The organism is Olsenella uli DSM 7084 (genome assembly GCF_000143845.1).
Classification (GTDB): domain Bacteria; phylum Actinomycetota; class Coriobacteriia; order Coriobacteriales; family Atopobiaceae; genus Olsenella; species Olsenella uli.
The window spans coordinates 824,781-845,624 of record NC_014363.1; the positions used below are offsets into that span (position 1 = coordinate 824,781).

Annotated in this window: 17 protein-coding genes and 2 tRNA genes; 16 read left to right on the forward strand and 3 right to left on the reverse strand. The window is 64.8% G+C overall.

The features are described from left to right. Positions 1–31: 31 nt before the first annotated feature. From secD to OLSU_RS03655, 7 genes are all read left to right on the forward strand, one after another. Positions 32–1,555, forward strand: coding sequence for a protein translocase subunit SecD (secD, locus tag OLSU_RS03625; protein WP_013251599.1), 1,524 nt, complete (start codon positions 32–34; stop codon positions 1,553–1,555). Then, on the forward strand, positions 1,548–2,525 hold the full coding sequence (secF, locus tag OLSU_RS03630) for a protein translocase subunit SecF (RefSeq protein WP_013251600.1): 978 nt from the start codon (positions 1,548–1,550) through the stop codon (positions 2,523–2,525). The genes secD and secF overlap by 8 nt, the downstream gene beginning before the upstream one ends. 2 nt (positions 2,526–2,527) lie before the next feature. Beyond that, complete coding sequence (gene recJ, locus OLSU_RS03635; RefSeq protein ID WP_013251601.1) at positions 2,528–5,881, forward strand: single-stranded-DNA-specific exonuclease RecJ; 3,354 nt, start codon at positions 2,528–2,530, stop codon at positions 5,879–5,881. 9 nt (positions 5,882–5,890) lie between these two features. Next, positions 5,891–8,236, forward strand: a complete 2,346-nt coding sequence (locus OLSU_RS03640; RefSeq protein WP_013251602.1) for a RelA/SpoT family protein — start codon at positions 5,891–5,893, stop codon at positions 8,234–8,236. Further along, on the forward strand, positions 8,233–9,027 hold the full coding sequence (locus OLSU_RS03645) for an MBL fold metallo-hydrolase (RefSeq protein ID WP_013251603.1): 795 nt from the start codon (positions 8,233–8,235) through the stop codon (positions 9,025–9,027). The genes OLSU_RS03640 and OLSU_RS03645 overlap by 4 nt, the downstream gene beginning before the upstream one ends. Positions 9,028–9,078: 51 nt before the next feature. Beyond that, positions 9,079–9,165, forward strand: a tRNA-Leu gene (locus OLSU_RS03650). 336 nt (positions 9,166–9,501) lie between these two features. Continuing rightward, the gene (locus OLSU_RS03655) at positions 9,502–10,698 is read left to right on the forward strand and encodes a helix-turn-helix transcriptional regulator (RefSeq protein WP_013251604.1); all 1,197 of its coding nucleotides are present in this window, start codon (positions 9,502–9,504) and stop codon (positions 10,696–10,698) included. A 129-nt stretch (positions 10,699–10,827) separates the two neighbouring features. Here OLSU_RS03655 and OLSU_RS03660 read toward each other — a convergent pair whose 3' ends face one another. Continuing rightward, the gene (locus tag OLSU_RS03660; protein ID WP_041548879.1) at positions 10,828–11,037 is read right to left on the reverse strand and encodes a hypothetical protein; all 210 of its coding nucleotides are present in this window, start codon (positions 11,035–11,037) and stop codon (positions 10,828–10,830) included. A 474-nt stretch (positions 11,038–11,511) separates the two neighbouring features. Here OLSU_RS03660 and infC point away from each other — a divergent pair, with 474 nt between their 5' ends. Genes infC through rplT form a run of 3 tightly spaced genes read left to right on the forward strand, consistent with a single transcriptional unit; the run spans position 11,512 to position 12,689 of the window. Beyond that, positions 11,512–12,081, forward strand: a complete 570-nt coding sequence (gene infC, locus OLSU_RS03665) for a translation initiation factor IF-3 (RefSeq protein WP_013251605.1) — start codon at positions 11,512–11,514, stop codon at positions 12,079–12,081. A 1-nt stretch (position 12,082) separates the two neighbouring features. Beyond that, positions 12,083–12,277, forward strand: a complete 195-nt coding sequence (gene rpmI / locus OLSU_RS03670; protein ID WP_013251606.1) for a 50S ribosomal protein L35 — start codon at positions 12,083–12,085, stop codon at positions 12,275–12,277. A gap of 46 nt (positions 12,278–12,323) precedes the next feature. Next, entirely contained in the window at positions 12,324–12,689 is a 366-nt protein-coding gene (gene rplT, locus OLSU_RS03675; RefSeq protein ID WP_013251607.1) for a 50S ribosomal protein L20, read from the forward strand. An 89-nt stretch (positions 12,690–12,778) separates the two neighbouring features. Here rplT and OLSU_RS03680 read toward each other — a convergent pair whose 3' ends face one another. After that, positions 12,779–13,189, reverse strand: a complete 411-nt coding sequence (locus OLSU_RS03680; protein WP_013251608.1) for a hypothetical protein — start codon at positions 13,187–13,189, stop codon at positions 12,779–12,781. A gap of 110 nt (positions 13,190–13,299) precedes the next feature. Next, positions 13,300–14,487, reverse strand: a complete 1,188-nt coding sequence (locus tag OLSU_RS03685; RefSeq protein WP_013251609.1) for a glycosyltransferase family 4 protein — start codon at positions 14,485–14,487, stop codon at positions 13,300–13,302. Positions 14,488–14,948: 461 nt separating this feature from the next. Between OLSU_RS03685 and OLSU_RS03690 the strand changes: the two genes are divergently transcribed. From OLSU_RS03690 to argS, 6 genes are all read left to right on the forward strand, one after another. After that, positions 14,949–15,024, forward strand: a tRNA-Ala gene (locus OLSU_RS03690). A gap of 159 nt (positions 15,025–15,183) precedes the next feature. Further along, complete coding sequence (locus OLSU_RS03695) at positions 15,184–15,621, forward strand: GNAT family N-acetyltransferase (protein ID WP_013251610.1); 438 nt, start codon at positions 15,184–15,186, stop codon at positions 15,619–15,621. A 92-nt stretch (positions 15,622–15,713) separates the two neighbouring features. Then, complete coding sequence (locus OLSU_RS03700; protein ID WP_041548882.1) at positions 15,714–16,673, forward strand: radical SAM protein; 960 nt, start codon at positions 15,714–15,716, stop codon at positions 16,671–16,673. Positions 16,674–16,775: 102 nt separating this feature from the next. Further along, positions 16,776–17,090 (forward strand): hypothetical protein, encoded by a 315-nt coding sequence (locus tag OLSU_RS03705; protein ID WP_013251612.1) that lies wholly within the window; start codon positions 16,776–16,778, stop codon positions 17,088–17,090. A gap of 149 nt (positions 17,091–17,239) precedes the next feature. After that, positions 17,240–18,724, forward strand: coding sequence for a nicotinate phosphoribosyltransferase (locus OLSU_RS03710; RefSeq protein WP_013251613.1), 1,485 nt, complete (start codon positions 17,240–17,242; stop codon positions 18,722–18,724). Positions 18,725–18,878: 154 nt separating this feature from the next. Continuing rightward, a complete protein-coding gene (argS, locus tag OLSU_RS03715; RefSeq protein WP_013251614.1) occupies positions 18,879–20,723 on the forward strand; it encodes an arginine--tRNA ligase in 1,845 nt (614 codons plus the stop codon). Positions 20,724–20,844 lie beyond the last annotated feature (121 nt).

Here is a 20,844-nt window from a genome sequence, read left to right on the forward strand (position 1 = left end):
CCCATGCGCCCCCAACTCAGGAGAGTCAGCCATGGCACGAGACACCAAGTCCTCGGAGCCCAGGACCGGCGTTGAGCGTTGGAACGCCTCCGAGGGCGCGGGAGCGACCGCGAAAGGTGGCCGCGCGGTACGGAAGGGCAAGCGGACCAAGCCCAAGAGGGGGTGGGGCAGGCGCATGGCTCCCCAGGTGAGGCGCTACGTCAGTACCCTAGTGGTGCTCGCGGTCGTGCTCGTGGCGGCAGCGGTCGGCTTCACTCCGCTGGGCGAGCGCATCACGCAGGGCCTCGACATACAGGGCGGCGTCTCGGTCATCATGGCGGCAAACAAGGCGGACGGGTCCACCCCCAGCTCCGACGACATGGCGACCGCCACGACGATCGTCCAGAACCGCGTCAACTCGCTCGGTGCCTCGGAGACGTCCGTCCAGCAGCAGGGGACCAACTCCATCCTGATTCAGATTCCCGGTGCGACCAACGCGGACGCCGCCATCCAGACCATCGGCCAGACCGGTCACCTCGAGTTCGTCCGTCTCGACGAGATCGGCGATGCCGATGCGCTTGCCAAGATCAAGGCGGGCACGCAGGGTGTCAGCCTGCAGGACGGCAGCTACACCGCCTTCATGGACGGAAGCCACATCTCCTCGGTCAACGTTGCCCAGGACAGCTCGTCCGCAACGGGGCAGTATGCCGTCAACGTCACCCTTGACGGCGAGGGTACCAAGACCTTCGCGGACGTCACCAGGGAGCTCGCCCCCACCCACGGTCGCATCGCCATCGTCCTTGACGGCGTCATCAACTCCGCCCCCGCCGTCCAGAGCGAGATCACGGGGGGGCAGGTCTCCATCACGGGTGGCTTCACCCTCGAGCAGGCCAAGAGCCTCAAGACCGTCCTCGACTCCGGCTCCCTGCCCGTGACCCTGACCTACTCCGAGAGCCGCGTCGTCGGCCCGACGCTGGGGCAGGACTCCCTCAACCAGGGCGTGTTCGCCATCGCCATAGGCGTCGCCATCGTCGTGGCCTACCTGTTTGTCTTCTACCGGGGCCTGGGCCTTCTGACCATGGGCTCACTGGGAGTATTCGCAGTCCTCTACCTGGGACTCCTCGCTCTGCTCTCGCACTTCGACGCCTTTGCGCTGACGCTGCCGGGACTTGCCGGCATCGTGCTCACCACAGGCTCTGCGGCGGACTCCTCCATCCTCGTCCTCGAACGCTTCCGCGAGGAGATACGCATGGGCCGCTCGGTCAGGACGGCGTCCGTCTCGGGCGCCAAGCATGGCATCACCACCTCGCTTGACGCCGATGCCGTCACCCTGGTGACGGCCCTCGCCCTCTTCTTCGTTGCCGTCGGCAGCGTCAAGGGCTTCGGATTGACCCTTGCCCTCGGCATCGTGTGCGACATCGTGACCATGTTCTGCTTCAAGGCGCCCGCGCTGCGCCTGCTCGCCCTGGGCACCATCCAGAGGCATCCTCGCTTCTGGGGGATCGACCAGGACGTCGAGGAGGCGGAGCGCGAGAGGGACGCAGCTGGCGTGAAGGGGGGTGTCCGCAATGCGTAGCCACTTCAGTCGCGAGATCCCCATCATCTACCATCGCAGGCAGTTCCTCGCCATCTCGGGCATGCTGGTGGTCCTCGCCATCGTCGGCCTCGTGGCCCGAGGACTCGTGTTCGGCATCGAGTTCAAGGGCGGTACCGAGATAGACTTCCACGACACGGGCTCCATCAGCATCGGGCAGATGCGCTCGGCCCTCGTCTCTGCGGGTGAGGAGGACCCCACGGTCCAGACGAGCGTGACCGAGGGCGCCCAGGGCTTCCTCGTCCGCTCCGACACCATCGACCCCAAGACCGCCAACCAGCATGCCGCTGCCGCCGCGAGTTCGCTTGGGTTGGGTGGGGAGTCCTACACCGTCACCACCATCGGTCCCGACTGGGGCGCCGACGTGACACGCTCCTCGGCCATGGCCTTTGGCGTCGCAATCCTCCTCATCATCGCCTACGTCTCTGTGCGCTACGAGTTCAAGATGTCCATCACGGCCGTCATCGCCCTGCTCCACGACCTGCTGATCACGCTGGGCGTCTACGCGTGGACCCAGACGGCCATCACCCCCAACGTCGTCGCCGCGCTGCTCACGATCATGGGCTACTCTCTCTACGACACGGTCGTCGAGTTCAATCGCATGAACGAGAATGCCAAGCAGCTCAAGGACGGGGTGCATCGCACCTACTACCAGATCTGCAACTTCTCCATCAACGAGGTCTTCGTCCGTACGATCAACACCACCATCACCTCGCTCGTCCCCGTCGTCGCAATGCTGCTCCTGGGTGGCGCCACCCTGAAGGACTTCGCCTTCGCCATGCTCGTCGGCGAGCTGTTGGGGACGTGGTCGAGCTTTGCCGTCGCATCGCCCTTGCTTGCGATCTGGAAGACGCGCGAGAAGAGGTGGGCGCGCCTCGAGGCCAAGTACGGACCTGGTGCTACGGACACTGCCAAGATGGAGGACGACGCGGCTCCCGAAGGGGCCGAGTAGCCGTGCCTGGCCTGCTGGGAAGCAGGAGGTGGGAGCTGCTGCCGCAGGACGCGGCCGCCGAGAGGTGCCTGCGTGAGGGCTGTGGCGTCTCATCCCTCGTCGCGCGCACCCTCGCCGCGCGCGGTGTCAAGGACGTGGACGAGGCCCGTCGCTTCCTCACGCCCTCGCTCGAGCGCGACTGGGCGGACCCCTTGCTCATTCCCGGCATGGAGGGGGCGGCGCAGCGCGTGGGCGCCGCGCTCGACCGTCACGAGACCATAGCCGTCTTCGGTGACTTCGACGTCGACGGCATGTCCGCGACCTGCCTGCTCACGCTTGCGCTGCGCAAGCTGGGCGGTGACGTCCACCCTTACATACCGTACCGCTTCGGCGAGGGGTACGGCCTCTCCGACGAGGCCCTCTCCCGTGTGATAGAGGGCTGTGACCCCGACCTCATCGTCACCGTGGACAACGGCATCGCCGCCCGTGAAGAGGTCTCCCATCTCGGGGAGCGCGGGATCGACGTCGTCGTGACCGACCACCACGAGCCAGCCGAGCTCGTGCCCGTCGGCGTTCCCGTGACGGATCCCAAGATCGATCCCGCCTGCGTCTCGCGGGAGCTGGCGGGCGCAGGCGTCGCGCTCAAGCTCGTCCAGGTGCTCGGCGAGCGGCGAGGCCAGCCGGACCTCTGGCGGCGCTACACGGAGGTCGCCACGCTCGGCACCATCTCGGACATGATGCTGCTGGAGGGCGAGAACCGCGCCCTCGTGGCGGACGGCATCGCCCAGATGCGCCAGACCAGGCGTCCCGGAATCGTGGCGCTTGCGGCCACGTCCGGCGTGGACCTGTCCTCCATCACGGCCGACGAGCTGCCGTTCTCCCTGATCCCGCGACTCAACGCGGCTGGTCGCATGGGTACGACGGACGTCGCCTTCGACCTGCTCCTGACCGATGACGCCGCCGTGGCGGCCGTGCTCGCCGGTCGCCTCGAGCGCACCAATGCCGAGCGCCGCGAGATAGAGTCGCGGCTCACGGACGAGGCCATGGAGAAGGTCGAGGCAACCTACGACGGCGGTCGCGTCGTCGTGGTCGGTGGCGAGGGTTGGCACGAGGGGGTCAAGGGCATAGTCGCGAGTCGCATAGCCAATCGCTACCACGTCCCGTCCATCCTCTTCACGATCTCCGATGGCGTGGCTCGGGGCTCGGGCCGCTCAGTCGGCACCGTCGACCTCTTCCGTGCGGTCGAACGGTGCTCCGACGTGCTGGTCCGCTTTGGCGGACATGCCGGGGCGGTGGGGGTGACCTGCGCTGCCTCCAACCTCGATGCCTTCAGGTCCCGCCTCGGGGAGGTCATGGGCCAGCTGCCAGAGGAACAGTTCGTCGACAGGGGAGAGGTAAGCGCCCCCGTCGGCCTCTCCGAGATGAGCGTGGAGGCCATCGACTCGCTCGAGGTGCTCCAACCCTTTGGCCAGGGCAACAAGAAACCCCTGTTCGCAGTGCATGGTGTCTGCATGCGCAACCGCACCCGCGTCGGCGCGTCAGGCAACCACCTGCGCTTCGTGGCGACCGACGGCGTGAACCCCGTCCCGGCCATCATGTTCCGCACCCCCCAGATCGAGCGCGCCTGCGACTGCGAGGCGGCGGTCGACTTGGTGTTCGAGCCAGTCAACGAGACCTGGCAGGGGCGAACCAAGCCCAAACTCATGGTCCGTGACATCCTGTATCGGGACGCGGTCGACCTCTGCGGCGATGCATGCGAGGCTGCCACGTCCCTCTCGGACGACCTGTTCTCACGTGCCGGCGAGACCCTCTCGCATGACGCCCAAGGGGACGCAGTACCGTCTGACGCGCCCGCCCGTAGGGCGCAGCTGGGGCGCCTGGGCACAGACGAGCTCACCGACGAGCTGCGGCGCGCCATGATCGGCGACCATGCGCTCCTGCCCGCGCAGAGGGAGGCCCTCGACCGCCTGGCTGCCGGCAAGTCGGTGCTCTGCGTCATGGCGACAGGGCGTGGCAAGTCGCTGATCTTCCACATCCACGCCGCCCGTGAGGCCATCGGTCGCGGCAGGGCGAGCGTCTTCGTGTACCCGTTGCGCGCGCTCGTCGCCGACCAGTCGTATCATCTGGCTGGTTCCTTCGGGAGGCTGGGCATGAGCGTGCGCGTGCTCACGGGCGAGACGCCCTTGGACGAGAGGGACGACAGCTTTGCGGACCTGGCCCTAGGCTCGGTCGACGTGCTGCTCACGACCCCCGAGTTTCTGGCCATCCATGCCGAGCGCTTCGCGAGCTCGGGGCGCGTCGGGTTCGTGGTCGTGGACGAGGCCCACCACGCGGGTGTGGCCAAGGGGGGGAGCCGCAGCTCCTACACTGCGCTGCCCAGGGTCCTGGAACGCCTGGGAGGCCCGGTGGCGCTTGCCGTGACGGCGACCGCCGAGGAGGGTGTGGCCCGCGAGATCTGCCGCCTCCTCTCCATCAATGCCGATGACGGGGTCGTCGTGGACCGGAGCGTCCGGGAGAACCTCCACGTCGTAGACTACCGCGGGCTGCACGACCGCGAGGCCGCGCTCGTGTCAGTCGTCGCGACGGGCATGAAGACCGTGGTCTATGTCAACTCGCGCGAGCGATCGGTGTCACTCGCGCGCATGTTGCGCAAGAACGTGCCCGAACTGGGGCAGCGCATAGCCTTCTACAACGCCGGCCTCACGCGCGAGGATCGCTTTCGCGTGGAGGCGGCCTTCCGGGACGGGCGCCTGAGCTGCATCGTATCCACCAGCGCCTTTGGCGAGGGCGTGAACCTTCCGGACATCAGGAATGTCGTGCTCTACCACATGCCCTTCGGCTCGATCGAGTTCAACCAGATGAGCGGCCGGGCGGGACGCGATGGCGACGACGCCTGGGTCTATCTGCTCTTTGGCAGCAGAGACGCGCGTATCAACGAGAGGATCATCTGCTCGGCGGCCCCAGGGCGCGATGATCTGGTGGTGCTCTACCGGACCCTGATGACCCTGGCGGGACGCGCGGGCGCACGCGACGGCGAGACGCCCCTCTCGATGGGCAATGCTGACATTGCCCAGGTCGCCCTTGACGTCGATCCCACGGCGCGTCTGGACGAGCATTCCGTGTCCTGCGGCATCTCGATCTTTCGCGAGCTGGGCTTCCTGGGCGTCAGTGGCTACGGGCCGACCCGTCGGATCTCCATGGCCCCCTCACCCGAGCGCATGCGGCTCGAGCGGTCGATACGCTATCTCGAGGGGCTACGCTCGCGCGATGCGTTTTCGGCCTTCCGCGATTGGGTACTTACTAGCGGCCAACAGGAGATGTTGGAGCGTATCAACAAGCCGATCACGCCCGGCTTCGGCTGCGTCGTAGATCGATAGGAGGCTTTCATGGGCGAGGCTACCGGTGGCTTGGGGAGTGTCCGACGAAGGGCCGTGCCGCAGGCCGATAACTGGCGCGTGCTGAGGAACACCTGTGTCACGTACCTGGATGCCGAGGCATTGGCCAAAATCGACGCCGCCTACTCGTTCGCCGCGGACTTCCACCGCGACCAGCGTCGACGCTCTGGCGAGCCCTACATCAACCATCCGGTCGAGGTCGCGCTCATCCTGGCCAAGGACCTCAAGATGGACGAGGATCCCATCTGCGCGGCCCTTCTGCACGACACGGTGGAGGACACCTCGGCGACCCTGGATGACCTGACGGAGCGCTTTGGTGCCACGGTGGCGGAGCTGGTCGACGGCGTCACCAAGCTGACCTCCATCGAGGTCTCCTCGATGGACGAGAAGCAGGCCCTCAACCTGCGCAAGATGTTCCTGGCCATGTCCAAGGACATCCGCGTGGTCATCATCAAGCTCGCCGACCGCCTGCACAACATGCGCACCCTCGCGGCCCTGCCCCCCGACAGGCGCGTGTTCAAGGCCCGTGAGACGATGGACGTCTACGCGCCGCTTGCGGATCGCCTGGGCATCAGCTCCATCAAGTGGGAGCTCGAGGACCTGGCCTTCTTCTATCTGAACCCCGACGAGTACGAGCGCATCGCCCGCATGGTGCAGGAGTCGCGCGCCCAGCGCGAGCAGAACACCGACGAGGCCATCAAGACGCTTGGAGACGAGCTCGCCCGCGTGGGGATCACGGGCTTTCAGATCCACGGTCGTCCCAAGCACCTGTGGTCCATCTATCAGAAGATGACGCGCAAGGGGAAGAAGTTCACCGACATCTACGACCTGATCGCCATTCGCGTCCTGACGGAGTCCGTGGGAGACTGCTACTCCACGCTGGGTGCGGTCCATACCGTCTGGCATCCCCTGCCCGGCCGCTTCAAGGATTACATCGCCATGCCGAAGCCCAACGGCTACCAGTCGCTTCACACCACGGTCATCGGCTTCGACGCGCGGCCCATCGAGATCCAGATCAGGACCTTCGAGATGCACAGCCAGGCGGAGTACGGCATCGCCGCACACTGGCTGTACAAGAAGTCCGGCAACTCGAGCGGGCGCATGTCGCGCGACGAGGCTGACGTGGACAGCCAGATCAACTGGATACGGCGCAGCCTCGACTGGGCCACCGACGAGGAGATGGGCGATCCCCACGAGTACCTCAACAGCCTGAGGGTGGAGCTCTTCGAGGACGAGATCTTCGTGTTCACCCCCAAGGGCGAGGTCATGAGCCTCAGGCGCGACTCCACACCGCTCGACTTCGCCTATGCGGTCCATACCGAGGTCGGCAACCACTGCGTCGGAGCCAAGGTGAACGGCTCGGTCGCACCCCTGACCTACCGCCTCCAGAGCGGGGATCGCATCGAGATCCTGACCAACAAGAACGCAAGGCCGAGCCATGACTGGCTCAACGTCGTCGTGACCCCTTCGGCCAAGGCCAAGATACGCAAGTATTTCACCACGGTCTCGAAGGTCGACGATGCCGAGCAGGGCAGGAGCGACATCGCCCACGAGCTTCGCAAGCGAGGCTACGGCATCTCCAACCAGCGCACCACCAAGGCGATCGAGCGTGTCACCGCGCTGCTCGACTACGTCCGCACCAACGACCTCTTTGCCGCCGTGGGGACGGGAAAGATCTCGCCAAAGCAGGTGGCCAATCGCATAGAGGCCATCCTCGAGGAGAACTCGCCCGAGCGCCTGGCCGAGCAGGAGCGCGCCGCCGCACGAAAGGCCGCCCACGAGAGGGCCATGACCGAGAACCGCCCCCTGGTCAACGTCTCCGCGAAGTCGGCATCGGACCGCAGGAGGCGCAACAACTGCGGCGTCGTCGCGAAGGGGGACCCCGATCTCCTTGTCCACCTGGCCCACTGCTGCAACCCCGTGGCCGGCGACGAGATCGTTGGTTTCGTCACCCGGGGCCGTGGCGTCTCCGTGCATCGGGCGAGCTGTCCCAACTGCAAGGACCTCCTGAACCACCCGGAGCGCATGATCGATGTGGAGTGGGACGCCACCGGTGCGACCGAGTTCCAGGTCGAGATCGTGGTCGAGGCCACGGATCGCATGGGCCTCCTCAAGGACGTCACCATCGCGCTGGGCGACGCGGGCGGCAACATCCTCTCGGCGGCCACCCAGACGACTTCGACCGGTGTCGCGCGCCTGCGCTTCCTGGTCGCCATATCCGACGCGTCGCGCCTGGGCCCACTGCTCGCTACGGTCAACAAGGTCCCCTCCGTCTATGATGCGCGTCGTATCATGCCGGGGGAGGGCGGAAACGAGATGAAAAGGAGGACCCGATGACGTGCAGGGACGAGAGGGACGAGTCCTGTTGTCGTGACGGCCACGGACACGGCGGCTGCGGCGGTCACGCCCATGGGCACGGGCACGACGACTGCCGCGATGGCCACGGGCACCACCGTGAGGGTGACGGCTGCTGCGGGGGCTGCGAGGGAGGCCGTCGCGGGCGCGACCAGATCGCCATGTTCGTCGTGGGTCCGCTCGAGACGGACTGCTACGCATACCTCTCCGGCGGAGAGTGCATGGTCGTCGATCCCGGAAACTCGGGGGCAAAGATCGCCGAGCATCTCCCCGTGGGCGCGACGGTGAGGTACATAGTCGCGACCCACGGGCACGGAGACCATGTGGGCGGCGTGAAGGCCCTGCGTGAGATCACGGGTGGCAGCTACGCCATCCATGCGGCTGACGCCGAGCTGGCCCGACACGCCGGCGAGCCCAGCGAGCAGGGGCGCTCCTACGACGACAATGCCCCGGACCCCGACCTGACCTTGGCGGAGGGTGACGTGCTCGAGCTGGGCAGCGCCCGCTTCAAGGTGCTCGAGGCACCGGGGCACACGCCAGGGGGCATCGTCCTTCTCGGCGAGGGTAGCGCCCGGGGCGTGGCCTTCGTGGGTGACACCCTGTTCAAGGGCTCGTGCGGCAGGACCGATCTTGGGGGAGGCGACGAGAGGGCCATGCGCAGGACGCTCGCACGTCTCAAGAGGGAGATCCCCGCCCACACAAACCTCTTCTGCGGGCATGGCGACCCCACGACCATGGAGGACGAGCTTGTGACGAACCCTGCGCTTCAATAGTGCCGTTTTCTGATATATTCTCCTTGCTGCGGCGTGGATGTTCGCAGCCGAGCCCGAGTGGTGGAATTGGCAGACACGGCAGACTCAAAATCTGCTGCCGGCAACGGCGTGTGGGTTCGAGTCCCACCTCGGGCACCAGCTCACTATATGGGGGACTGCCTCGGGTCGCCATTCCTCTGCCAGACTTCCGAGGCTCCTCTCGATCACAGCGATATCGCTGATGACAGGGGACCCTCGACGGGTCGCAACAACCTGCAGCCTCAGAGGGTGTACCCCGGCAGAGGCGTGCCGCGATCCATCGTCATCGTAGTGTCTATCATCCCTCGTGTCGCAGTCTGCGACCCCGTCGACTGCCGGTTGACCCAGCTCGTCCAAAGTCGACGAGCCATCCGTTGTCTCAACCGGTGAGAGACTTGATACTGGATTTGGGGGCGACCTGAGGCGTGCGCCCGCGCCGCGAGGGAGGGTGTCGACATGGAACCGACCGTCAGCATCGGCAGCGTCATCGCTCGTGAGCGGCGCTTGCGCGGCGACACGCAGCAGGAGCTCGCGGAGCGGCTCGGGGTTTCGAAGGCCGCAGTCTCGAAGTGGGAAGTCGGTCAGAGCATACCCGACGTCACGCTCCTGCCTCGCATAGCGGCCTACTTCTCACTTACGCTCGACGAGCTCTTCGGCTATCGCTCCGTGCTCTCCAACGAGGAGGTGGCGACCCTCTACGCCGAGCTGCGCGCCAAAGCGGCTCGGGACCAGTCCTCTGCGCTCGACCGCCTGCGCGAGGCCGTCCAGGATCACTATGCGGACTGTCGGCTCCTGGTCATGATGGCGTCGCTGCTCTTCGAGTGGGCGACCGTGGGGCCGGACCCACTCGGGCAGGCGGGGGATGAGGTTCCCCGCCTGGCTGCCGAAGATGGCCCCGACATGCTGATGGCCGAGGCGGTCGACCTCCTCGACCACGTGATCGACGAGGGTTCCGATTCCGTGGCGGTACGGCAGGCAGCCCAGATGAAGGCCGCGACACTCGTCCAGTCGGGGTCATATGCGAAGGCGGTGGCGCTCCTGGAGCCTGTGGTCTCCCCGCAGGGGATATCGCAGGTGATGCTTCTGGTCATGGCCTATAGGGGGCTGGGGCGCAAGGATGACGCCTGGAAGCTCATGCAGGGGGAATGCCTGCGCTCGGCCTCGCTCGTCGAAGCGCTCCTGCTGCAGGAGGTCGGCATGGCGGAGGATGCCGAGCATGTCAGGTGTGCCGCCCGGGCGGCGAGCGCGCTTCACGGGGCGCTTGACATGGATGGGGTCAACCCGTGCTACCGCGCGACGGTCGCCCTCGAGCTCGCAGGCACGCTTCGTCGGATGGGCGATACGGACGGCGCCCTCGAGGCGCTTGGGGATGCGGTCGACCTTGCGCGGGAACTTGCGCCGGCCGTGCCCTTCTCGTCCCAGAGCTCACCGCTCTATGACCGCATCGCCCCCGACGCCGACCCCGGGCAGTTTGGGGCAGCGTGGGCCGGGCATAAGGAGGGGCAGGCGTCCGACCTCGTCCGCGCCTTGAGGGAAGCCGTCGCCGCCGCGGTGGCCGACCCCGCGTGGGGCGGACTCGCGGACGACGAGCGCTTCCGGAAGCTCGCCACCTCCGCTGCTGCCCTCACGAGCGGCGGGCTGGACATGAGGTGAGGGGCTGGCTCTCGGCGGCGCTGCACCTGGCGAGCGCCAGCGCGTATTCCCGGCGTCGGCGATTCGTTGGCGCACTACTCAGTACGCTTAACGCCCCCCAGGACGGAGGACCTCTCGATGAGCTCGTGGTCAGGACTCGCTGCCGTTATCGGTGAGAAGAGGTGCGAAGAGCCCCTTGAAGCCGTCTGTGCCTACGATCCTCTCAAGTGCATCGAGCGTGCGCACCACCCCGTCTAGGGTCTTCTCCTCGAGAAGCAACATGAGCTGGAACTTACAGGATCTGAGATAGAGCGCGAGCAGGCACTTCGAGTCGCGCACTATGCCTGTGACTGCGTCCATCTCACATGCTGAGTCTCGCTCCTCCTCCGGGAGCTCGACGAAGGCCGCATGGGAGCGCGTGGGACCGTGGCTGGCGCCCTTACGGGTTATACCCTTCTTTCTCAGCCTATGGGAGACCCTTCGCCTGAGCTCTAGGTGGGCTGCGTCTGCATATCTCAAATCTATCCAGCGATAGATCGTAGGGACGCTCACGGAAAGCTAGCACATGAGGTTGTTGATTGACTCGTATGCGGAGGGTGTGTGGCCGGTGGTGTGCCCCAAGGGTCGCGCCTTGCGTCACAAGGGTCATCCGTCTACAATAGTCCCCGCAAAGAGGGGTGGTTCCTGTGCCCCCACCTACACGGCGCCCTCGGCAGCTGTCTGGTCAGACAACGTAGTGCCCCGCCTCCTGGCGGTTACTGTCTCCTGGATGCTGTCGCGCCGGGAGTTTTTTGTATCGCACGTTCTGCGATACGCGAAGGGAAGGTGTAGAAGATAGCCAAGAACGAGGGTCCTCGCATCAACAACGAGATTACCGCACGTACCTGCCGCCTGATCGGAGTCGATGGCTCGCAGCTTGGTCTGTTTGGCGTGCGTGACGCACAGCGCATCGCAGACGAGCAGAACCTTGACCTCGTGGAGATCGCACCCAACGCGGAGCCTCCCGTCTGCAAGGTCATGGACTACCGCAAGTTCAAGTACGAGCAGGATCGCAAGGCCAAGGCCGCCCGCAAGAAGCAGGTCAGGGTCGAGGTCAAGGAGATGAAGTTCCGCCCGAAGATCGATGTGGGGGACTACACCACCAAGAAGAACCACGTCATGCGCTTCCTGAGGAAGGGCGCGCGCGTCAAGGTCACCATCATGTTCCGCGGCCGCGAGATGGCCCATCCCGAGCAGGGTCTCAACGTCCTCGAGAGGCTCGCGCAGGACCTGAAGCCCTACGCCACCGTTGAGCAGCAGCCCAAGATGGAGGGCCGCAACATGCACATGCTCGTCGCCCCGATCAAGGGCGCCTTCGATGAGAAGGCGGTTGAGGGTGACGCCGAGAGCGAGAAGGAGAACTAGCATGCCCAAGATGAAGACTCACAAGGGTTCGGCAAAGCGCTTCCGCCGCACCGGCACCGGCAAGATCATGCGTGCCAAGGCTTTCAAGAGCCACATCCTGACCAAGAAGTCTCAGAAGCGCATTCGTGCGTTCCGCAAGGAGACCGTGCTCACCCCAAGTGATGCCCAGGTCGTCTCCCAGCGCATGGGCAAGTAAGCGCCCTCGCGTCCCCGAATCGTATTTCTCAAGGAGTTGATTAGATATGGCACGTGTCAAGCGCGCAGTCGCCGGTCGCAAGAAGCGTCAGACGCTGGTCGAGCGTACCAAGGGATACTACGGCACCTCCTCCCGCACCTTCCGCGGGATGAAGGAGCAGGCACAGCACTCCATGCAGTACCAGTACCGCGACCGTCGTAACAAGAAGCGTGACATCCGCGCCCTCTGGATCCAGCGCATCAACGCTGCCGCCCGCATGAACGACCTCTCCTACAGCAAGTTCATGCATGGCCTGAAGCTCGCTGGCGTCGATCTCGACCGCAAGGTCCTGGCCCAGATCGCCTACGACGATGACACTGCGTTCAGGGACCTGGCCGAGGTCGCCAGAAAGGCCCTCGCCGAGGAGAACTAGGGCCGGACGTCCTGAAGTCCCTCACCCTCACGGGCGAGCTGAGAGGTTCCGGTCCGGTGGGATCGGAACCTCTTTTTTTGCCAAACCGCTCAGATGCCGTACTCGTCCATGAGCTTCTCGAGGTGACTGCGGTCCTGCATCGCGGGAGGCAGCAGCTCGAGCCCTCCCTTCTCATCGAGGGCCGACACCAAAGTCGACATACGGTCAAATTCCGCCTCTCTGGCACGATCTTCCCTCCTCTCGCACTCATCCTCGATGAGGGCGGCGAAATCGGGGAAGCCTGCGTAGACGTCGTCCATCTCGTCCGGGTATCCATCCAAGCGCGAGCCCGACGGCCGTTCGCCACATGGCCTGCCAGCGCCACGGCCTTCGGCAAAGAGTCTCCCAATCAGCTCCCCACGCAGCCTGTCGGTCATGACCTCCCTCATGATGAGCTCATCATGGTCCAGTATGGCCTGGACGATCGTCGGGGTCGCGCAGTCATCAAAGCAGATGTCCATGGTCGTGCTCCCTTCTCGTTGCTGGTGGGGGGGAGCATAGGACAGTGCGCTTGCGTGGCCTGCCGCGCCCGTTTGCGGCGTACTTGCATCGAAAGGCGACGTTCGGCGTGTCAGCCGTTGGGGTGGTGTGTCCTCTCGAACTTGCGCTCCTCTTGGTCGAAGGCGGCATCTTGGGGGCATACGAGCTCGTCGTCGCCCGTCTGGGGGTTCCTGTGGTGCAGCAAGACCGGCCGGAAGAGGTGCAGGCGTGCCGCGAGGCCTCCAGATAGGGCAAGCAGGAGACAGAAGATGGCGATGCGTGGGATGACGCCGACCTGCGTCATGACAAAGGTCCCCAGGCAGAGCGCCGCCGTCCATGCGTACATCAGCAGCACGGCCTGAAGCTGGTCGAAGCCTTCGTCAATGAGGCGGTGATGGATGTGCCCGCGGTCAGCGGAACCGATGCTCACGTGGGCGCGCCTGCGCCGCACTATCGCGGAGAACGTGTCGATGATGGGTATGCCCGCTATGACCAGAGGGACGATGATCGTCGTGAGGCCAGCGACGCGGGTGACTGAGAGCAGAGAGACGGCCCCAAGGGCGTATCCCAAGAGCAGGGATCCCGAGTCACCCAGGAAGATGGACGCGGGGTTGAAGTTGTAGCGCAAGAAGCCGAGGGTCGATCCCGCGAGGGCGATGGCGAGGCTGGCCGCGTCCATGCGTCCCGCCATGACCGAGAGCGTGAACATCGTCACGCCAGCGATGCACGCAATGCCTGACGCCAGGCCGTCGAGACCGTCTATCAGGTTGAAGATGTTTACGTAGGAGACCAGGTAGATGACGGTGATGGGGTAAGCGAGCCAGGAAAGCTCAAGGGCATCCCCCGTAAGGGGGTTGACGATGGTGCCGATGACAAGACCGCCCGCGACGGCGACCGCCGCGGCGATGACCTGGCCCAAGAGCTTCTGGAGTGGTTTGAGCTGGAAGATGTCATCGAGGACGCCAGTGAGGAAGATCACGCAGAAGCCCACCACGAGCATCTGGTAGCTCATGGATGCGAAGTGGGGGGCCGGGGTGAGGACGACGGGCCAATCGAGCCGGGTGGTGCCCAGGTACTGGATGACAAAGGCCGCAATGATCCCCAGGAAGACCGCTATACCGCCCATACGGGGGATGGGGCGTCTGTTGATGCGCCTCTTGTTGGGATAATCGACGGCCCCAACCTTCCAGGCGATCCTTCCGGCAAGGGGGGTTGCCACGAGAGCAACGAGCAGTGCCGTGACAAAGAGGCAGAGGTATGGCATCCATGGCCTGAACATCCCCGCCTCACACCCTCCTGCCGCAAGCGAACCCCTCCAAGGAGGCAATGATACAGGAAGAGGGGGACGTGCACTCCGTGCAGCGAGGCGTCTCTCCAAAAGGACCCCGGCAGCTGGCGTGGGGCCAGACGCAACCTCAACTGTTACTCATAGAGGAGAGCAAGTCAAGACTGGTATCGCTGCGTCACTCCCGTATAGTGTGAGGTGTCGTCCCCCTGCGGTAACAACTGGGTGAACCGACAAGCGTTTTGAGGGAGCCCGTATTTCGTTTCCCAGTACAGAGATCCTCCCTTGTTGAGGAAGCTGGAACAGACGATGAGGGCACCCACCTTATGAAGGTGGGTTCATTTCGCGGCCGCAGGGGGCGACTTCTCTGGGTGACGCCAAATCTCCGTATGTCATGGCGGGCGGTTGACACTGCAGTTGTTAATTGCGATACTACTCCTCGCGCAAATTTGCTTGGGGATGTAGCTCAGCTGGGAGAGCGCTGCCTTCGCAAGGCAGAGGCCGAGGGTTCGAATCCCTTCATCTCCACCATGAGCGTGAGCGCCGGGCCCTTCTCTGCCAGGGATGGGCCCTGCGTCTGACATAGGTTCGTGGACGGATAGAGTCCACGAGGAGGTGCTCCGAGAGCGCCCTCGGGACTCCGCCCGAATAGATTCGGGCGGGGTCTTTTCATTGTGGAGGAATCATCAGGTGGTCAGAGAAATCTCCGAAAGCGAGCTGAGCGCACTGCTCAATCTGTATCTGCATTTGCACGGAGAACCCGTACCGCAAATGACCGAGCATTTAAAAGGCGCGTGGGACACCATCACCAAAGACGAGAACCATCACATCATCGTTAACGAGATAGATGGTGACCTCGTGTCCTCCTGCGTTTGTGTAATTATTCCAAATCTAACGAGAAATGCCAGGCCATATGCATTTATCGAAAATGTTGTTACTCATGTCGACTTTCGTGGAAAAGGATATGCAACCGAGTGCCTGAACCGCGCCAAAGAGATAGCCCAGAAAGCCAATTGTTACAAAATGATGTTGCTCACAAGTTCGAGGGAAGAGGCGACACTGCACTTTTACAGTGATGCGGGATACAGCAACACTGATAAGACCGCATTCGTTCAATGGCTGCAGTAGCCTCAGAAAGGCAGGGGCCGCGCGACTGCGGGCCTGCCAGGTGACAAGGGGCAAAGGCGATTAGTTCGCACGAGGAGGGGCGATTGGGGCCCATGAACATCGATGCGGGGTCCTACGAGGCCTGCGAGCTCTGCCCTCGTCGCTGTCGCGCCGCGCGCGCCCAGGGCGAGGCGGGGTTCTGCGGGGCAGGTGCGACGTTGCGCGTCGCACGCTCCGCACTGCACTTCTGGGAGGAGCCCCCCATCTCGGGCGAGTCCGGCTCGGGTGCCATCTTCTTCACGGGTTGCCCGTTACGTTGCGTGTTCTGCCAGAACCATGAGATCTCGCAGGAGGGCTTCGGCCTCGCCGTCACGACCGGACGCCTCGCGCGGATGATGCTTGAGCTGAGGGATCAGGGCGCACTCAACATAAACCTGGTCACCCCGCTGCACTTCGCACCCCAGGTTCGCGAGGCGATCATCCTGGCCAGGGGAGAGGGGCTTGCCCTGCCGATCGTCTGCAACACCTCCGGTTACGAACGTCCTGAGGTCGTCGCGGCCATGGGCGACGTCATCGATGTCTGGCTCACGGACTTCAAGTACGGCTCGACGAGACTTGCGGGGAGGCTCTCGAAGGCGAGGGACTATCCGGACGTCGCAGCCGGGGCCCTCTCGGCCATGCTGAGCTCCCTGCGTTCCCGGGGCGGCCGTGCCCAGGGCGAGGATGGGCGCATGTTGAGGGGCATCATCGTTCGCCATCTGGTGCTTCCCGGTCACTCGTGCGACTCCAAGGACGTGCTGGACCGTGTCTGGGAACTCTGTGGCAACGAGGTCGACCTGTCGGTCATGAACCAGTACACGCCCAACGGGGACTGTCGCAGCGAGGGTGGGGCCCTTGCTCGTGGCGTGACGGACGACGAGTACGAGTCGGTCCTCGACCACGCCGACGATCTGGGCTTCGAGAGGCTCTGGTGGCAGCAGGGCGGCACCGTCTCCGAGAGTTTCGTGCCCGCCTTCGATGCGACGGGAGTGCGCGGCCCCGAGCTGTACGACTCGGAAAAGCGGCTACGATAGGGTCCGTGCGCAACCGAAGGGCGCCCTTCCGTGGACGTCCGCCTCGGGTGGGAGGGCGCCTGGACCCACAGGGATCCACGTGCGTACGGGATGGAGAGAGACATGGCTGATTCGTCTGCACCGCTGAGCGACGAGGAGCGCGCCGAGCTCGAGACGCTGCGCGCCGAGAAGTCCCGGGAGGAGGAGCTGCGACGTGCCCAGCGCGAGCGCGCGGAGCTTGCCCGGCTCAAGGCCGAGAGGGAGCGTGCCCTGCGCGACGCGCAGGCGTCTGCGCGCGCGAGAGAGATCCGCGAGCGCAACTCCAAGCTCATGGAGCCGGATGACGATCTCAGGATGCCCCTGGGCCAGAGGGCCGTGCTCGTCGTCCTTACTGTCCTGGCCGTCGCCATCGTCGCGTCCATGATGGTGGGGCGCTAGCCGCATGATCGCCATCCCCTCCGCAACAGGGTCCCATGCCGACGGTCGAGGGCGACTTTGGGACGCGCTGCCTTGGCATAGTGTTACGCTGGCACCAGGGCGGGCATCGTCTCCGCCTTCCGTCACCAGCGAGTTGGGAGGATCTCCCCATGGCTCTGACTGACATCACGAGGCCGTCGGACGTCGCGTTGAACACAGACCTGTACGAACTTACGATGGCCCAGGGCTTCTGGGAGTCGGGACTGGTCGACGTAGAGGGCTGCTTCAACGTGTTCTTCCGGGACAACCCCTTTGGCGGTGGCTATGCCGTTGCCTGTGGCATGGGTCAGATCGCCGACCTGGTCGAGAGCTTCCTCTTCGACGACGATTCCATAGCCTACCTCGAGTCCGTGCAGGCTCCGGGCGGCGGCCCCATGTTTAAGCGGGGCTTCCTCGACTACCTGGGCGGCTTCAGGATGCGCGTCAGCGTCTGGGCGGTTCCCGAGGGCGACCTCGTGTTTCCGCGCGAGCCGATGGTTCGCGTCGAGGGTCCCATCATTGACTGCCAGCTGCTTGAGACGGCACTCCTGAACCTCGTGAACTTCCAGACGCTCGTTGCGACCAAGGCCGCACGCGTGGTGCATGCAGCCGAGGGCCATCCCGTCTCCGACTTCGGCCTTCGCCGCGCCCAGGGCCCTGATGGCGGCCTTGCCGTGGCGCGCGCCTCGTACGTGGGGGGCGCCTCGTCCACGTCGAACGTCCTTGCGGGCAAGGTCTACGGCATTCCCGTGTTCGGCACCCACGCACACTCCTGGGTGATGGCGTTTCCAACGGAGCTTGACGCCTTCCGCGCGTTCGCTCGCTCCAGCCCCAAGAACTGCGTCCTCCTCCTCGACACCTATGACGTGCACCAGGGCATACGTAACGCGATCGTCGTGGCGAAGGAGATGGAGGCCGCAGGGGAGCGCCTCGCGGCCATCCGCATCGACTCGGGCGACCTCGCCAGGCTCTCGAAGGAGACCCGCGCCGCGTTCGACGCCGAGGGCCTTGGCTACGTGAGGATCTCGGCTTCCAACGACCTGGACGAGTACACCATCCAGTCGCTCTTTGCACAGGGCGCTCCCATCGACTCGTTTGGCGTGGGCACCAAGCTTGCGACATGCGACCCCCAGCCGTCTCTGGGTGGCGTGTACAAACTCTCCGCCACGCGCTCGCAGGACGGAACCTGGGAGCCCGTCATTAAGCTGTCCGAGATGGCCTACAAACGCACGATCCCTGGCGTGCAGCATGTCAGGCGCTACGTCGATGCCGCCGGTTGCCCCGTGGGCGACATGATCGTGGACGATGCCGTGGACGCGGGCGATGATTCCACGATCGTGGACGTCCTGGACGACCTCACGACCTACGACGTCTCGGGCGCCACCTCGCGTGAGCTCCTGGAGCGGGTGGTCGAGAGGGGTGTGCGCTCCAAGGAGCCGGACTCCCTCGAACTGGCCCGTTCCCGCTGTCGCGAGGCGCTCATGCACCTCGACCCTGCGGTCAGGCGCTTTCTCAACCCGCAGATCTATCCCGTGGGCCTGGAGAGCGGCCTTGCGCGCCTGCGCGGCGAGCTCGCACGTTCGGAGCGCTGCGGGTCGGGTCGTCGTAGCGGGTAGAAGACTTCGCAGGGGGGGCATGAAAAGGGCGACATTGCGTCTCTCGTGCGATGCCAGCGCGAGCGACGTGCCACTCTGCTAGACTTCAGCGAAGGTGTGTCGGGCCAGTGGGTTCGGCGGCAGGCACAGAGCGATGAGGCACAAAGGAGAAAGCATGCCCGAGACGATCGAGGAGCTTGTCAAGCAAGCAATCGCCGCCGCACAGTCGGCTGGCGCCCTTCCGGAGTTCGAGATCGAGGACTATGGCCTTGAGCGTCCGGCTGACACCTCAAACGGCGACTGGTCCTCGACCGTCGCCATGCGTTCCGCCCGTCTCGCGCGGATGGCCCCTGCCAAGATCGCAAAGGCAATCGTCGACAACATGCCCCCCGACCCCGCCATCACCAGGGTCGAGGTTGCCGGTCCCGGCTTCATCAACTTCTACCTGAGCACCTCCGCACACAACGAGGTCTTCCGCACCGTCCGCGAGGCCGGCTCCGACTGGGGCAAGAGCAACGTCGGCGACGGCCTCAAGGTCAACTACGAGTTCATCTCGGCCAATCCCACCGGTCCCCTGCATGTCGGCCATGGTCGCTGGGCCGCCCTGGGCGACTCCATGTGCAACGTCTTCGAACACACGAACCACAAGGTCACGCGCGAGTACTACATCAATGACCATGGTAGCCAGATGGACGTCTTCGGCCGCTCCGTCGCCATGCGCTACCTGCAGCTGGACCAAGCGATCAAGGCCGAGGGCTTTGGTCTGGAGGACGCCGTCAGGCTCCTCCTGCAGGATCGCGAGAGCTACGTTGACGACGAGCAGGACGAGCATCCCGAGCTCCATCCCTACATGGACGCCTTCAACGAGGTCCTCGGCGGCAACTCCTATGGCGGCGACTACATCATCCAGATCGCCAGGGAGTTCTACGAGGCCGACGGCGACAAGTGGGTCTCGGCAGAGCCAGAGGAGCGCGACCCCGAGTTCCGTGAGCGTGCGTACCAGGCCATGCTCAGGCGCATAAAGGCGACCTGCCATACCGTTCGCTGCGACTTCGACCTGTGGTTCTCGGAGCGCTCGCTCTACAGGAAAGACACCGACGGCACCTCGCAGGTCGATCGTGCCTTCAGGCGCCTGGACGAGATGGGCTACCTCTACAAGACCGATGACGGTGCGCTCTGGTTCAAGTCCACGGCCTTCGGCGACGACAAGGACCGCGTGCTCGTCAAGAGCAACGGCGAGTACACCTACTTCGCCTCGGACGTCGCGTACCACTGGAACAAGTTCCAGCGTGACGAGTACTCCATCGACCTATGGGGGGCCGACCACCACGGCTACATTGCGCGCGTCACCAACGTCTGCGACGCGCTTGGGTACCCCGGCAAGTTCGAGGTCGACCTCGGCCAGTTTGTCAACCTGCTGAGGGATGGCGAGCCTGTCCGCATGTCCAAGCGCAAAGGCACCATGGTGTCCTTCGACGAGCTCATCGCCGAGGTGGGCGTTGACGCCACGCGCTATACGCTCATCAGCCGTTCGTCCAACCAGACCATCGACTTCGACATCGAGGCCGTCAAGCAGAAGGACAACGCCAACCCCGTGTACTACGTGCAGTACGCGCACGCTCGCATCTGCTCCATTCTACGCAAGGCCGCCGGCGTCGGCGAGGACGAGGCGGTGGAGATGGGCATGGACGAGGTCGCCAAGCGCGCCATCGGTCCCGCATACGACCTCTCGCTCCTGACGGACGCGACCGAGGCCTCCCTCGCCCGCAAGCTCTCCGAGTTCCCTGAGCTCGTCGCCGGTTGCGCCCGCGACCGTGCCCCGTTCCGCATCACTCACTTCTGCGAGGAGCTCGCCGCCGCCTTCCATGGCTTCTACGCTAGCTGCCAGGTGCTTCCCAGCGAGGGACGTCCCGTCGACGCCGAGCTCTCCCGCGCCCGCCTTGCCGCCTGCGATGCCGTGCGCGTGAACCTCGAAGTCGCCCTGAGGCTCATCGGCGTCTCGGCACCGGATGTGATGTAGGAGGGCATCTGGTTACATTTGTATTGCAGGACAAGTTTATGTTGCGACTTGTGCCCTGTGTGATGGGGTATCATACTTGCAGCGTTGGTCGTGCATGACATGTATGCGTGCGCCCCACCAT